Origin of the sequence: Aquimarina atlantica, from assembly GCF_000626715.1 — a bacterium.
Classification (GTDB): domain Bacteria; phylum Bacteroidota; class Bacteroidia; order Flavobacteriales; family Flavobacteriaceae; genus Aquimarina; species Aquimarina atlantica.
Genome location: NZ_AQRA01000002.1, coordinates 1 through 14652, shown reverse-complemented (window position 1 = coordinate 14652; position 14652 = coordinate 1). Strand labels below are relative to the sequence as shown.

General features: G+C 34.2%; 16 protein-coding genes. 3 read left to right on the top strand and 13 right to left on the bottom strand.

What is annotated here, in order from left to right:
* Positions 1-45: 45 nt before the first annotated feature.
* From ATO12_RS04445 to ATO12_RS04385, 13 genes are all read right to left on the bottom strand, one after another.
* Positions 46-678 (bottom strand): Crp/Fnr family transcriptional regulator, encoded by a 633-nt coding sequence (locus ATO12_RS04445; protein WP_034239469.1) that lies wholly within the window; start codon positions 676-678, stop codon positions 46-48.
* On the bottom strand, positions 675-1454 hold the full coding sequence (locus ATO12_RS04440) for a patatin-like phospholipase family protein (protein ID WP_034240395.1): 780 nt from the start codon (positions 1452-1454) through the stop codon (positions 675-677). The genes ATO12_RS04445 and ATO12_RS04440 overlap by 4 nt, the downstream gene beginning before the upstream one ends.
* Before the next feature lie 14 nt (positions 1455-1468).
* Positions 1469-2890, bottom strand: a complete 1422-nt coding sequence (cls, locus tag ATO12_RS04435) for a cardiolipin synthase (RefSeq protein ID WP_034239467.1) — start codon at positions 2888-2890, stop codon at positions 1469-1471.
* Between the two features lie 24 nt (positions 2891-2914).
* Positions 2915-3754, bottom strand: a complete 840-nt coding sequence (locus tag ATO12_RS04430) for a universal stress protein (protein WP_034239465.1) — start codon at positions 3752-3754, stop codon at positions 2915-2917.
* Between the two features lie 236 nt (positions 3755-3990).
* Positions 3991-4995: a GTP 3',8-cyclase MoaA gene (gene moaA / locus ATO12_RS04425; protein ID WP_034239464.1), complete on the bottom strand. Its 1005-nt coding sequence runs from the start codon at positions 4993-4995 to the stop codon at positions 3991-3993.
* Positions 4988-5899 (bottom strand): bifunctional molybdenum cofactor biosynthesis protein MoaC/MoaB, encoded by a 912-nt coding sequence (gene moaCB, locus ATO12_RS04420; protein WP_034239462.1) that lies wholly within the window; start codon positions 5897-5899, stop codon positions 4988-4990. The genes moaA and moaCB overlap by 8 nt, the downstream gene beginning before the upstream one ends.
* A gap of 338 nt (positions 5900-6237) precedes the next feature.
* Positions 6238-6681 carry a molybdenum cofactor biosynthesis protein MoaE gene (locus ATO12_RS04415; protein WP_034239460.1) on the bottom strand — a complete coding sequence of 148 codons (444 nt, stop codon included), beginning with the start codon at positions 6679-6681 and terminating at the stop codon, positions 6238-6240.
* 41 nt (positions 6682-6722) lie between these two features.
* Positions 6723-7829, bottom strand: a complete 1107-nt coding sequence (moeB, locus tag ATO12_RS04410; protein WP_034239457.1) for a molybdopterin-synthase adenylyltransferase MoeB — start codon at positions 7827-7829, stop codon at positions 6723-6725.
* A 23-nt stretch (positions 7830-7852) separates the two neighbouring features.
* A complete protein-coding gene (locus ATO12_RS04405; RefSeq protein ID WP_034239455.1) occupies positions 7853-8089 on the bottom strand; it encodes a MoaD/ThiS family protein in 237 nt (78 codons plus the stop codon).
* Positions 8073-8657: a molybdenum cofactor guanylyltransferase gene (mobA, locus tag ATO12_RS04400; protein WP_051575623.1), complete on the bottom strand. Its 585-nt coding sequence runs from the start codon at positions 8655-8657 to the stop codon at positions 8073-8075. Before mobA ends, ATO12_RS04405 begins: the two co-directional genes overlap by 17 nt.
* 16 nt (positions 8658-8673) lie before the next feature.
* The gene (locus ATO12_RS04395; RefSeq protein WP_034239454.1) at positions 8674-9009 is read right to left on the bottom strand and encodes a winged helix-turn-helix domain-containing protein; all 336 of its coding nucleotides are present in this window, start codon (positions 9007-9009) and stop codon (positions 8674-8676) included.
* 168 nt (positions 9010-9177) lie between these two features.
* Positions 9178-10353: a molybdopterin molybdotransferase MoeA gene (locus tag ATO12_RS04390; RefSeq protein WP_034239451.1), complete on the bottom strand. Its 1176-nt coding sequence runs from the start codon at positions 10351-10353 to the stop codon at positions 9178-9180.
* Between the two features lie 420 nt (positions 10354-10773).
* Complete coding sequence (locus tag ATO12_RS04385; RefSeq protein ID WP_131248773.1) at positions 10774-11322, bottom strand: hypothetical protein; 549 nt, start codon at positions 11320-11322, stop codon at positions 10774-10776.
* A gap of 334 nt (positions 11323-11656) precedes the next feature.
* Between ATO12_RS04385 and ATO12_RS25910 the strand changes: the two genes are divergently transcribed.
* The 3 genes from ATO12_RS25910 (at position 11657) to ATO12_RS04375 (ending at position 14549) form a co-directional block, all read left to right on the top strand.
* Entirely contained in the window at positions 11657-11821 is a 165-nt protein-coding gene (locus ATO12_RS25910; protein WP_165583330.1) for a hypothetical protein, read from the top strand.
* 87 nt (positions 11822-11908) lie between these two features.
* The gene (locus ATO12_RS04380; protein ID WP_034239446.1) at positions 11909-13864 is read left to right on the top strand and encodes a tetratricopeptide repeat-containing sensor histidine kinase; all 1956 of its coding nucleotides are present in this window, start codon (positions 11909-11911) and stop codon (positions 13862-13864) included.
* Positions 13865-13880: 16 nt separating this feature from the next.
* On the top strand, positions 13881-14549 hold the full coding sequence (locus ATO12_RS04375) for a response regulator (RefSeq protein WP_034239444.1): 669 nt from the start codon (positions 13881-13883) through the stop codon (positions 14547-14549).
* The last annotated feature ends 103 nt before the right edge of the window (positions 14550-14652 follow it).

Here is a 14652-nt window from a genome sequence, read left to right as displayed (position 1 = left end):
ACAAAGCTTGTTTAAACGGTATTCTTTATAAAGAATACCAACAGTTTACAGTTCTAATACTTCGATATTGTTTCTGTTAAGTTTAACAATACCTTTTTTTTCAAGTTTTTTAAGCAATCGGGAGATTACTACTCTAGACGTATGAAGATCATATGCAATTTGCTGATGTGTAGTATTGATGATTTTGGTATGACTGATTTTGGCTTTATCCTTAAGATATTTTAATAAACGATCATCCATATTTAGAAAGGCAATACTATCGATGGTTTCAATGGTTTCTACTAATCGCTTATGATAGCTGCTAAAAACAAAGTTTCTCCAGGATTTGTATTTTGTTGTCCATTCTTCCATTTTTTTAATAGGAATCATTACTAATTTGGTATCAGTCTCTGCAATGGCTTTAATTTCACTTTTATGATGTCCCAGACAGCAAGATAATGTCATAGCACAGGTATCTCCTTGTTCTAAAAAATATAACAATAATTCGTCACCATCATGATCTCCTCTAAGCACTTTTATGGCCCCACTAATGATCAAGGGCATAAACTTAATATAGCTTCCGGGTTTGATGAGTTCAAAGCCTTCGGGGATTTCTTTAAAAGTTCCTACCTGATTAATTTCTTCGAGCAATTCGTCTTCAAAAAGGTGGCCATATTTATTTTTTATTTCTTTAATCATCCTTCTTGATTTTTTAGGAATAATCCTAATTGTAATTTTGCTTCCTGATACCCAAGATCATATATTTTATCTAAGCTACTACTGCTAAAAATACCATGATTAACCAATTTTTTTGGTTGAATTATTATATCGCAGAGGTTAAACTTAACTTCGGCATTTGGCATGGCTCTAAGATAATAGGCTCGTTGCATAACATTGTATGAATGCTTAAAATCAGAAATTTTTGGCTTCCTGATTGGGGATACGTCTACACCAATAATTAGATCACAATGTTTTTTGAGCGGTGATACGGGGAAATTATCTAAAATTCCACCATCTGCATATAACTCATTATTGATAGTTACCGGAGTAAAAACACCAGGAAATGCAGCAGATGCCAACAAAGGTTTTATCAACTTTCCTGTATTAAATACTTTTGTTGTTCCTTCTATAAGGTTGGTTGCTGTAACAAATAGTTTTTTATGTAAGGATTCAAAGGAATTTTCGGGGAAATAAGTAAGCAGGTCATTATAGAATTTTTCAGAATCTAAAAAGCCAGCTTTTTTTCGGGAGAACCGATTTAATTTGAACAAAGGGGTTTTGGTAAAGAAATTTTTTATTTCTTCTGGAGAATAACCACCTGCATATAGTGAGCCTACTATAGCTCCCGCACTTGTCCCTGAAACAAAATCAACAGTTATTCCGGCTTCCTCAAGGGCGTGTATAACTCCTATGTGCGCAACACCTTTAAATCCTCCGCCAGAAAGTACTATCCCTATGTTTTTAAATGCTTTCATTTTCATCAATAAATTTACAAAACCGGACTAAAGATTTTAGCAAAACCTTCTTTTAATTTTTCACTCCAGGGACGTTGTTTAAAAATGTTAAAATCCAGTTGTTTACTATTTTTTATGTCTCTTAAAAAATCATCTTTTAATTCTATAGCAAAATTATCGTCATAGATTACTGCATTCACTTCATAGTTTTGTTCAAAACTTCTAACATCCATATTAGTTGTTCCTACAGATGATATGGTATTGTCGGCTACAATGGTTTTACTATGTATAAAACCTTCAGAGAATAAGTATATTTTTACTCCCGCCTGTAGCAAATCTTCAAAATAAGAACGAATACACCATTTGACTATAACGTTATCCGATTTTTCTGAAAGCAATACTCTTACATCAATACCACTCATTGAGGCAACTTTTAATGCATCGAGAATAGATTCTCCAGGGATAATATAGGGGTTTGTAATATAGATATAGTCTTTGGCTTCATTAATTATAGAAAAATACATCTGTTGGGTTGCCGAAAAATCAGAATCCGGGCCACTATGTACGATTTGAGCTGTAGAACCTTCTGTTTTTTTATAGGTATGAAAATATGAAGTATCCATAACTTCATCATTAGCGCTTATCATATACCAATCCATTGCAAAAATAGCCTGAAGACTGTGAACAACAGGACCATTGAGTTGTAAATGCATATCATGCCAAACTCCTAGATTAGCATCACCTTTTACGTATTTATCAGACACGTTAATACCTCCCGTAAATGCAATCTTACCGTCTATTACAATGATTTTACGATGGTTTCTATAGTTTATCGATGATAAAAATTTGCCAAATTTTATAGGCAAGAATTTATGGATTTCGACACCGATGTATTGTAGTTTTTTAACATACTTCTTGCTCAAAGACATGCTACCTATACCATCATATAGTACACGTACTTTTACTCCGTTTTTTACTTTTTTCTGAAAAAGCTCAAAAAGATCAGATGTTAATTTGCCTTCTTCAAAAATGTAATATTCTAAATGTATAAAATGTTCTGCGTTCTCTAAAGCATCAAATATCGCCTGAAAAGTAGCCTCACCATTTTTAAGCAATTTTATATCATTTCCCGTGCAGGGGGCAAAGTAGGAGTTTTTGGTAATTAGAGAAATGATTTTGTGGTGTTCTGCATATTCTTCTTTTGTTATTGGAGAATATTGATCTAATGCTTTTGTAATGTATGAGGTTACTTTTGGTGTATGTTTTAACCGGAATAATTTATTTTTTCTACGATTTCTGCCAAGCATAAGGTACAAAAAGATGCCACCAACAGGAATCGTAAAAATAGTAAGAAGCCAGGCCAGTGTTTTTGTAGGCCGCATTCCATTTAAAAGCAGTCGTATAACAATAAAAATTCCCAGCAGGATATACAGCGTAGTAGCAATATATAATAACATTTTATTGTATGAGTTTTATAAGATTTATTGGCTGTGCATAATCAAAAGAGGCACTCTTGTTCCATAACTTATTTTAGAAGTTTCAGATCCTTTAAAAAATCGATCCAAAAAGGTTTCTCTTTTAATAAACATAGCTGTCATATCAATATCCATAATTTGTACAAAACTATTTATAGCCAAAGCAGTTGGTACATTGATAATAGAATGAAAGGTATGATTTATTTCTTTAAAAAACTCCTTCATATGTTTTTTGTCATCAAAATCGGCTACAGTAATAGTATCATCTTCTTTGATTTTAAGAATTCGTAAAGAAGATTTATGTTTTATGATAGTATCCATTAAAGGTTCGATACCTTCTGTATTAAAATGATCCCAGTAATCAATAGCATATAAAATGGTTTTTGGATCTTTAAATTTATACCCTTGCGGAATGGCAATTATGGGGCAATCTATTTTGCGAATAACATTAAGTGTATTACTGCCAAATACAACTTCTGATGCTCCTGTAGCACCATTTGTTCCCATAATGATTAGGTCAATATTTTTAGATTTAACTGCTTGTCGTATAGCATCTATAAAGACATCATAATCAGTAACAGTATTAAATGTATAGTTTTCGTCTGGATATTGGTCGGTTAATTCTTCGACCATTTGGCTAAGTTTCTTTTTAGCATCACTAATTACCGTTTGGTGTATTGTGGTATTAGCGGGAGCAGCCATAAGATCATCTGTGGTATACTTAGATGCTTTTTGTACATTAAATAGATGAAAAGTACAGAGTTCATTTTTAAAAAACTCTAAAGCATAATGTATTGCGTTTCTGGCATTGTCTGAAAAGTCGGTAGGGAGAAGGATATTTTTCATACGTTTAAATTTTAGTAATTACTTGATAACACATTAATTATAAAATTGAGAACGTATGTAACCACTCCGTTCTCACATTAAGAAAATTTAAACATCTTCTTTTGTGAAGCAATTTTTAATTTTCTTAATATTCGTTTCATGTGTAAAAGATTTATAGTTCTAAAAATAAACCAGATAGCATAAAACAACTATGATATTGGTCATGATGTTAACCTATTATCTTTATCCAGGAAAAGTTAACCTCCAATAGCAATCATGCTACGATTATTAGAATGCATATCTGATTGGTTAAATTTCTCCAATGTATCCATCCCATTGCGTACTTTAAATTTGGTTTGTACTGCGTTTTGAATGATAGGGATTATTGATTCTCCTGCTCTTAGTTTGGTCAAAAGATCTGATTCTTTTGAAGAGAATAAACAGTTTTTTATCTGCCCGTTTGCAGTTAGACGTATTCTGTTGCAACCATCACAAAATGGATTAGTCACAGAGCTTATGATAGCAAAAGTGCCTTGATATCCTTTTATTTGATAACTTTTTGTAGTGTCATTAGGGGCGTCATAGAGTTTTACAATAACATTCTTTTCAAAATTAGAATGTACTTTAGAAAGAATCTCTTGTAAAGAAACCAGCCTCTCCATATTCCATTGATTTCCATCAAAAGGCATAAACTCGATAAATCGAACATGCACAGGTAGGTTTTTACTCAAATTAATAAAATCAATAACTTCATCATCATTAAACCCTTTCATCAAAACACAATTCACTTTTACCTGAAAACCTTCTTTAACCAATAAAATGATATTCTGATATACTTTTTCGAAATATGATCTACGAGTAATTTCTTTATTTTTTTGAGTATCGAGAGAATCCAAGCTAACATTAAGGGTTTTAATATCACATTTTTTGAAGTGATCTATAAATTTATCCACGATCACGCCATTGGTAGTTAGTGTTAATTGAACAGGAAGTGAGGAGAGTTTTTCCATAATAAGAGCAGCATCTTTGCGTATCAAAGGCTCTCCTCCTGTTAATCGAATTTTGGTAACCCCCATATTTACAAATTCTTTGGCGATGGTATAAATTTCCTCATAAGTCATAAGATGATCTTTTGGGGATAATTGAATTCCATCTGCAGGCATGCAATAGGTACACCGAAGATTACAACGCTCTGTGAGCGAAATACGTAGGTAGTTATGCTTTCTGCCAAAGGTATCTGTAAGTATGTTTGACTTAGTCATGTCTCGCTCCTTTTAAAATTCTAAACACATGCAATACTTCAGGAAAAATAGCATCCATAGACTCTCTTGCTCCATTAGTAGAGCCTGGTAATGCTAATACCAGAGTATTTTTGATCGTTCCTGCTACACTTCTGGATAACATAGAGTAGGGCATACGATCTTGCCCATATTTACGTACAGCCTCTTCGATACCGGGAATGGTTCGGTCTAAAAGCGGTCGTAAAGCATCCGGAGTAACATCTCGTTTAGAGAGACCGGTACCCCCCGTATAAATAATAAGATCTGCTCCTTGTTGTTGATATTTTTTTGCTTTTTCCTGTATGATTTTTGCTTCATCGGGAATGATTACATATTCTAAGATGTCAACTTCGCATTGTTCTAATTTTGTGATGATCGCTTTACCAGCTTTGTCTTCTTTCTTTCCTTCAGCAATAGTATCAGAACAAACAATAACAGCAGCTTTAAGATCTCTTCTAAATTTATCTTTATAATCAGATTTCCCTCCTTTTTTATTGATCAATTTGATATGATGAATCTCGACACCTTTATCAATTGGTTTTAGCATATCATACATATTTAGAGCTACAACACTTGCTCCATGCATAGCTTCTACCTCTACACCAGTTTTGTAAATTGTTTTTATAGTAACCAAAACTGTAATTTCTAATCCTTCAATGGTATATTCAATTCCGGTATATTCAATAGGTAATGGATGACAATCCGGAAGTAAATCCGGAGTCTTTTTTACACCAAGCAATCCTGCGGCTTTACTCATAGCAAATACGTCTCCTTTTGGGACAGTTCCTTGTTCTATAGCTGCTATAGTTTCGGGTTTACTAACCTTTACAATTGCTTGAGCTGTCGCAATTCTTAATGTAGATGTTTTATGAGTGATGTCTACCATATGTTGTATTTCAATTTTTATAATTAGTATTTCTATACTAACTATATTTAGAATGCCAGTCTGGGATACATCAGAATGGCAAACATATTATTTTCTATCTTATTTTGTCATCCCAGCGTAGGCTGGGATCCATAATGTGATCTAATCATGGCAATCTAAAACTAAATCCATTCAAATCTTCTTAATTAGCATGAAACGAAAGAATATTAATCTTTAAGTTTTAGCACTTAGTTTTATTTTGGATTCCAGCCTAGGCTGGAATGACAAACCATGAGTTATTTTGTTTCATTCATCATTTCTTTTTCGATTCTTGTTTTTTTAGAATTCATAAAATAGGACTAGTTATTCTGTTTCCACTGATGTGTTTGATCTTCAAAAATCTCTTTTCCAAAAACGGGAACATCTGCTTTAATAGCTTCAACCACATATTCCAGGGCTTTAAAAACTACTTTTCTTCTTGGGGAAGATACAAACACAAAAAGACAAATCTCTCCGGCTTTTACCGTTCCTAAGCTATGATAAATATGCATGCAGGTAAGGTCAAATTTTTCAAAAGTGGCTTCTCGTATTTCATGAAACTTTTGATTTGCCATTTCTTCATAAGCGGTATAGTCAATAGCTGTAACGATCTTACCATCAATTTCATCTGCTCGAACCTGCCCCAAAAATATATTATGGGCTCCTATACTGGTTTTAGTTTGATGTTTTGCAATAGATGTTCCTATAAATTCTGACGAAATAGGACCTTGTACAAATACATTTTTTGGTTTCTTTTTTTCCATAGTTATTTTTTAGATCTTTTTAATCCAAATGTCTTTAGACCTCACAGGTCTCTAAGACCTGTGAGGTCTGGTATAATTTCATGTAAAGCAATAGCTCCTCCTTTTATATGAGATATGTTTTCGAATCCATTCTGAAGTAAGATGTCTAACGCTCTTTTACTTCGAATACCGGATTGACAAAAGACTATCGTTTCTTTTTCTTTAGAAATAGTATGTAATTCTTGTTCGAGACTACCTAATGGGATATAGATAGGATTTAAATATTCGATTTTTGGTTGCTCATGAGTTTCACGAACATCTATAAATTGAGCGTTTTTTACTAAAAAAGCTTCTTGGGCAGTGATTTCTGAAATTTGCTTCACACCACAAAAAAGATCGTAATCTGTGGTTTCAAAACAATGTGCAGCATCGAGTACTTTAGAGATTTCTGCTGCAACACGATTAATAGTAAAAGATGAGAATTGCGTAGTTAAGCAATTGTACATTAGCAGTTTTCCGTTAAGTACATCACCCAGGTCTAAAATCATTTTAAGAACCTCGTTGGCTTGCATACTACCAATAATACCCGGTAATACTCCCAGAACACCTATCTCTGAGCAAGAAGGAACGCTTCCTGCTTTTGGAGGTTCGGGAAATAAACATCGATAAGAAGGACCATTTTGATAATTAAATACAGAGACTTGCCCTTCATATTTAAAAATAGCTCCATATACCAGCGGTTTATCTGTAATAATACAGGCATCACTAACTAGATATCGGGTAGAGAAATTATCGGTCCCATCAACAATAATATCATAGTCAGAAAAAAGGGGTATGGCATTTTTTGGAGTAAGTTTTTCTGTATATGTATGAATAGTTACCGTAGGATTAAGGTCTGTAAGGCGTTGTTTTGCTGCTACAGCCTTGTTTATTCCCAAAGAATCGGTGCCATATAAAATCTGGCGATGTAAGTTAGAGATATCTACAGTATCAAAATCAACAATACCAATTGTGCCTACTCCCGCTGCTGTAAGATATTGTAGTACAGGGCACCCCAGTCCACCTGCCCCGATCACTAATACTTTAGCAGTATCTAGTTTTTCCTGACCGGCAGTACCAATCTCGGGTAAGATGATTTGTCTATGATATCTGGGATTAAAAGAATTCATAATCTATATTTTGAATAATTAAATTATCCACCAGCGAATGGGGGCAACAAAGCTACTTCTACTTCTGAGTTAATAATATGATTTTGGTCAACTAATTGTTGATCAATTGCAACTTTAAAATCAGCATTATCTAATTTTGGGTATTGATTTTTTAGTTTTTTTACTAATTGAGAAACCGAACAAACCTCGGTTTGCAAGTATTCTTCATTAATTGTTGTGGCCTCGGCCAGCATACCAAAATATTTAATGGTCAATTGCATTTGTAATTGTTTTTAAATCCTCAACGGTATTCATATTGGTTACCAAAAGACGTTCTTTTTCAAGTACAGTAATGGTTTTTGTTTTTACTGCGGAAACGAGTTTGCGTAAACGTCGCTCGCCATTTGCCAGTAATTCCTGGCATCGATCTGCACATTGTTTTTTATACAATGCGATTAGCGGAATACTTTTCCCTTCAGCTTCAAATTGAATGATATCATAATCTTCTTTTTCATAGGATAGTAGTTTTTTTAAGAATTTAGTCGTCACTAAAGGAACATCACAGCTAATAACCAAATTATGTTCTGTTTTACTATGCGTTAATCCAGAGTGTAACCCTGCTAATGGTCCGGATTCAATTATAATATCTTCAACTCTTGTAACTCCAAAAGCGTCATAATCAGCATTACTGCTAACGATGAGTATGGTATTAACCAATGGGCGCAATGCATCAATACTATGTTGAATAAAAGGCTTACCATCGAGTAAGATCAATCCTTTTTCTCGTCCCATTCTAGAACTTTTACCTCCTGCAAGGATAATTCCTGTTATATTTTTTGGGTCAATCATATAAATGTTACAATGGTTATAGCGAGATTTGCTTTAGCTCTTTATCCAGAAATTCCCAACATTTTTGATTAATGGTATCGAATGTTTCAATGACTTTCTCGCCATACGGAGTGAGATTAGCCCCGCCACCGCCTTTACCACCGGTAGAAGTAATCACCAAAGGTTCTTTGGTAGATTTGTTCATGCTGTCTAATAAGTTCCAGGCTTTTTTATATGACATACCTAAATCACCGGCAGCCTTGCTTAAAGAACCTGTCTGAGCGATCGCTTTTAATAATTTTACTCTTCCTTCGCCCAAAAACACACCATGTTCAGATTCTATCCAAATTCTACTTTTTATTACATAATCCATATCATAAAACCGTTAGGTTTTCAAAGATACAACGATTTTTTTAGAGATGTTTTTCTTTTAAAAGATTTTTAGCCAACTGAAAAAGTTAATACTACAAAAAAATAATTCGAACCAGACCTCACAGGTTTTTAAAACCTGTGAGGTCTAATCCTTACATTCACACCAATTTTATGGCAAATTGATCACCTGTACCGTATCACCAATATTAATTTCTGTTACATCTTCGGGAAGATAAACCAAGGCATTGGCCTGGGCAAAAGATCGTAGCATAGAAGATGCTTGTCCGTCAAGGATGGTTACTTTATCCTCTTCGGCATATGCTTTTAAAAACTCTGCTCTTTGACCTTTTTTTGCATATTTGAGGTTAGAACTAGCAGTAGTTTGTTTTAAGTGATACTCTTTATATCCAGAGATTTTGAGTAACGCAGGGAGTACATAGATATAAAAACAACTTAGTGAAGAAGCAGGATTACCAGGTAGCGCAAATATGGTTGTACCTTGTTTTTTGGCAAAATAAAGTGGCTTTCCTGGTTTTTGCTTTACTTTATAAAAAATTTCATCGACATCTAATGCTCTTAGTGCTTTACCTACAAAATCATAATCTCCAACTGATATTCCTCCAGAAATTAAAACCGCATCATAATGCGTTATTGTATTTTCTAAAAGGGCAAGCGTGATATCATATTCGTCTTCTACCTTAAAATAAGATATATCGGCAAATCCTACATCAGTCAAAGCAGTCGATAGCATGATCGAATTACTCTCATAGATTTGTCCATATTTAAGAGTTTGTCCTGGTGGTACTAATTCATTTCCTGTAGCGATAATTGCTATAGAAGGTTTTTGATAAACCTGTACATGGGTGATTCCCAAAGATGCAAGGTATCCTACACCAGCAGCAGTAATTACAGTCCCTTCGGGGAGCGCGATATCATCTTTTTTTATTTGCTCTCCAAGAGGACGAATATTGGCATTAGGCAGTACAGTTTCTTGTAATAGTACCTGGTTATTTTGTATTTCTACTTTTTCTTGCATGATAACAGCCTTTGCTCGCGATGGTACAGGAGCACCCGTAAAAATTCTAATCGCTTTACCTGGTTCGAGATTGGGATCGGTATTATCCCCGGCTTTTACTTCGCCGATTAGATCAAATGTTTTCTCTTCGACAGATCCCAAAGCATATCCATCCATTGCAGATTGCCTGAAAGGTGGCATATTAATGGGAGACAGGACATCTTTTGCCAGTACATATCCCAATGCTTTTGATATAGGTATTGTAATAATTACATCTGTTTTTTTGATGTTATTATTGATGAGTTCAAGGGCTTTTTCTACAGCTATCATAGGTAATTTCGTTGTGTATACAAAGATACAGCGAAATTTGATTCGTAAAACTTTATTCTGAAAAGTTTTGTAGCTACCTGATAGGATTTTAAACCTCACAGGTCTCTAAGACCTGTGAGGTTTGATTAATTAGGATGAATGTACTATGGTCGATAACCAGTATGCATCATTAAAAAGACCCCACAAGAATACCGAATCATGTTCAGTATGCACCTATGGGGTCTTACACTTAGGGTTGAGTTGATCCTATTCCTTGAATAAACTCTTTAAAAGTTAGTCTGGGCCTTGTCAATGATTATAAAATCATGTTTTTCCAATTACATTTTGACAGACACCCTATGACTACACTTGTTACTTGCTCGACTTATACTAAACTTAATTTAATATAAGTTAATAGGTCTTTTTTACGGAATCCCTCATCTATAAAGATACGATAGTCGTAATCCTAAGCGTGGGATTGATCTGCGAGATAATGGTAATACTCTTATCTGTTTTTTCGATCACTTTGGTTTCAGGAATGATATCTACAACCTGGTTTTCATTTTTAAGATAGTAGGCATTTTCTGTTTTCTGAAACGACTCAGGTAATGTTATTTCATTCTCAGTATTTGATTTTAAGTAAATAGATAAGGGTCTTGGCTTAAAATCGATAAGCCATGCGATTAACTCTAGATTAGCAGGAGTGGTTGATTTTGTTTCTCCTGTTAAAAAATTGATAATGGGTTTAAATTTGTCACCGTGAACACGTTCGATAGCGTATGCTTTGTTTTCTCCTTCTTCAAATTGAAAAAAGCGATTTAGAATACTTTCGTCATACTTCTCTTTTCTACGGTTTAGTAGCCATAAGCAGGCTTCTTTAATTTGTTTTCGGGTTGGTTCCTGGAGATAACAGTTCATTTCTCCTCCTTTTTCCCTTTTGTACTTTTCAAGAATCTCATTCTTGTACGTCACACTTGTTTTTGTTCTCATAGGCATAGGTTATTGGAATCTTTAGGATTTCAATGGAATCTTTGGAATCCTTGGAATTGTTTACCGATATAGACTTGGGGTCTTTATAAATTCGCTTCAACAATTAGTTCCAGTTTCATTTTGCTAACATAGTAAATGTATGGATTTAGATGTTACGGAAATCCGTAGCGCGATGGTAAAAGCTCAAAAGGAAAGTGGCTAAACACTACCGCACCGGATTTCAACTTTCCGAAAAAACGAGGGAATATTCCCGCACTATTTGATTGCTATCCCAAATCCCTGGTGTAGAACCAGGCAGCAATCCCCATGTTAAATCTTAAAAAAATAAAATATTATGAGAACTTTTTTATACCTACTTATGACCCTTTTTATCACGGCAAACCTTGCATCTTGTACTGCAGATAATATTAACGATACAGAAGATATTTCTATTGAGACAGTTGCTACTGAAGGAGATGGAACAGTTGATACCAATGAAGATACAGGAGGAGGCCAGTAATTGTAAGAAAATAGTATAAGTTATTAATCCGGTGTATATAGTATAAATTTGCTGTATACACCGGATTTTATTTAGTATTTTAGAGGGATGAAACTTTGGCGTGTCGATCTCTTCTTTATTATAACAATTGCACTACTGATTTTATGTAGCGCTAAACCTATTTTTGGCCAAACAAAAGTAGAAACTTTGTTATCTTCAAAACAATTAGAGAATATACTTCAACGATATAGTTTAAGTAATGTAGATTCCTTGCCTCTATCAATGCGATTGTATCATGTTAGCTCTTTTTTAGAAGGTGCTTGGTTATCCAAGCAAGATTCTTTGATTTATAAAGGGTTAATGCAAAAAACCTGGTTATTAGGTAAAGCTAAATTATATGATAGTGCCATTATATACACACATCAGCTATATGATTTGGCAAAACAAAATCGTGATACTATATATATGGCAAGGGCATCTAATAAATTAGGGATATACTATAAAAAAAATAATCAATTGGCTAATGCTTTTAACTATTATAATGAAGCTTTTAGAATATCGAGAATAGATAAAGATACTCTTAAAGCAGGTAAAATCTTGCTAAGTATGGCAAATATTCAAACTTTCTTAGGGGATTATTCGGGGAGTAAGACGACAGCAGTAGATGGAGTGAAATATTTAGAACATACTTCAGACATAAGAAGCCTTGCAGGTTTATACCATATCATTTCAGTAGCAAATAGGCAGCAAAAAAATTATAGTGAAGCATTAAAATATAATGGGAAAGCACTCGCTCTTGCTAAGGATAGTGTATCTGTGCGAGCAGTAGGAGTTAATAACATTTTGATTTTTAAGAATACAAAGGCTAATATTCTTGCAGATCAAAAGAATTATAAGTCAGCAATTTCGATTTTTTCTGAACTAGTATCTAATCCTATAGTGCAAAAAGACAAAAAAGAATATACAAGAGTACTTAGTAATCTAGGATATGTACAATGGCTAGAAAATAAAGACAACAAGAATTCTGAAACCTTATTACTTAATGCATTGGATATACGAAAGAAAATCAATGACATTGAAGGGTTAGTGACAAGTAATATATATCTGACCAAATATTATTTGGATAAAAATAAAACCAAAGCGTTACAATATGCAGAAACGGCCTATCAAAATGCAAAAAAATGGAACAGCTTAACATCGATCCTTAAGGCTTTAGGATATATATTTGAGTTAAGAGAAGCAACTAACAAAGAGGCTAAGGAATTTAAAGAAATCCATATTCAGTTAAGAGAAGCAAACCAAAGCAACCGGGAGATCTATGCGGTAACCCGGTATGAAAACGATAAACTCACCAACGAAAACCTGGTCCTAAAAGCAGAAACGGCCAGGAAAGAACGGCAACAGGTGATTTATCTGTTTAGTACGCTGTTTGTTTTTTTAATAGGAGTACTGGTGTTTTATTTATACAGGCAGCGACTACGGCGAGAAAAAATACGAGAAGTCTATAATGCAGAAGCACGTATCTCTAAAAAACTACATGATGAGCTGGCCAATGATGTATACCAGGTGATGATACAGATGCAAAATGATCAAAATGACCCTGAAGTATTAGATAAATTAGAAGAAATATATCATACCACCCGGGATATCTCTAGGGAGCATAATAGTTTTAGAACAGGAGAGGAATATGCTACCGAACTTAATGGTATGTTAAGTAGTTATAGTACCAATGGTACCAAGATTATTATTAAAGATATCGATGAGATTAATTGGCAGGCAATAAACCCCGAAAAAAAGATCATTGTACACCGTACTTTGCAAGAATTAATGGTAAATATGAAAAAACATAGCCATGCCGAGCTGGTGGCAATCACATTTAAGAAAACGCCCAAAGGGGTAGTAATCACGTATGCTGACACCGGTGTTGGCGTAGCCGCAGAAGAAATAATATATAGTAACGGACTCCAAAATACGGAAAACCGTATAAAAACGATCGGGGGATCATTTATCTTTGAATCAGCAAAAGGAAAAGGCTTTAAAGCAAAGATAAATTTTCCAAATTAATTATAATATAGAGCTTATGTTTAAGAAAGTTTTAGTTACAGAAGATCTTGGTAGTATTAGCCATGGTATCGCACACATTCTTCGAGAAAGAACTGGGATTGATGAAATACAACAAGCACAATATTGTGATGATGCTCTGTTAAAATTTAGAAGAGCAATTAGTGATGATGCCCCATTTGATCTGTTGATCACAGATCTTTCGTTTAAAGAGAGTCATAGAGAACGAAAATTGGCTTCGGGGATTGAACTAGTAGAAGCCATACGAGAGATCCAACCTAATGTTAAAGTTATTATTTATTCTATGGAAGATAGACCCGGTAAAATTAAATCGTTTTTTGCAGAACAACGCATAGATGGTTATGTATGCAAAGGACGCTATGGACTAAACGAATTGGTAAAATCGGTTACCGATGTGTTTAACAACATTCGATACGTATCCCCACAATTAGAAAGTGCAATGAGTAAGAATAATGTTTTCGAGCTCCAGGATTATGATATTTTATTATTAAAGCACTTGTCTGATGGCCTTACCCAGGAAGAGATAGGGAATCATTTTAAGAAAAATCAAATTTCTCCTAATAGTACCAGCTCTATAGAGAAGCGACTTAATAAATTAAAATATAATTTTAAAGCCAAAAATGCCATTCACCTGGTAGCAATGACCAAAGACTTAGGCCTTTTGTAGAGGTTTGCCCTTCGACAGGCCTGTCCTGAGTTTATCGAAGGGCTCAGGGTGACAGGTGTCGGAAGCTTGAAGTTAGAGGTACTAAAACACTACTCCAAAGTAG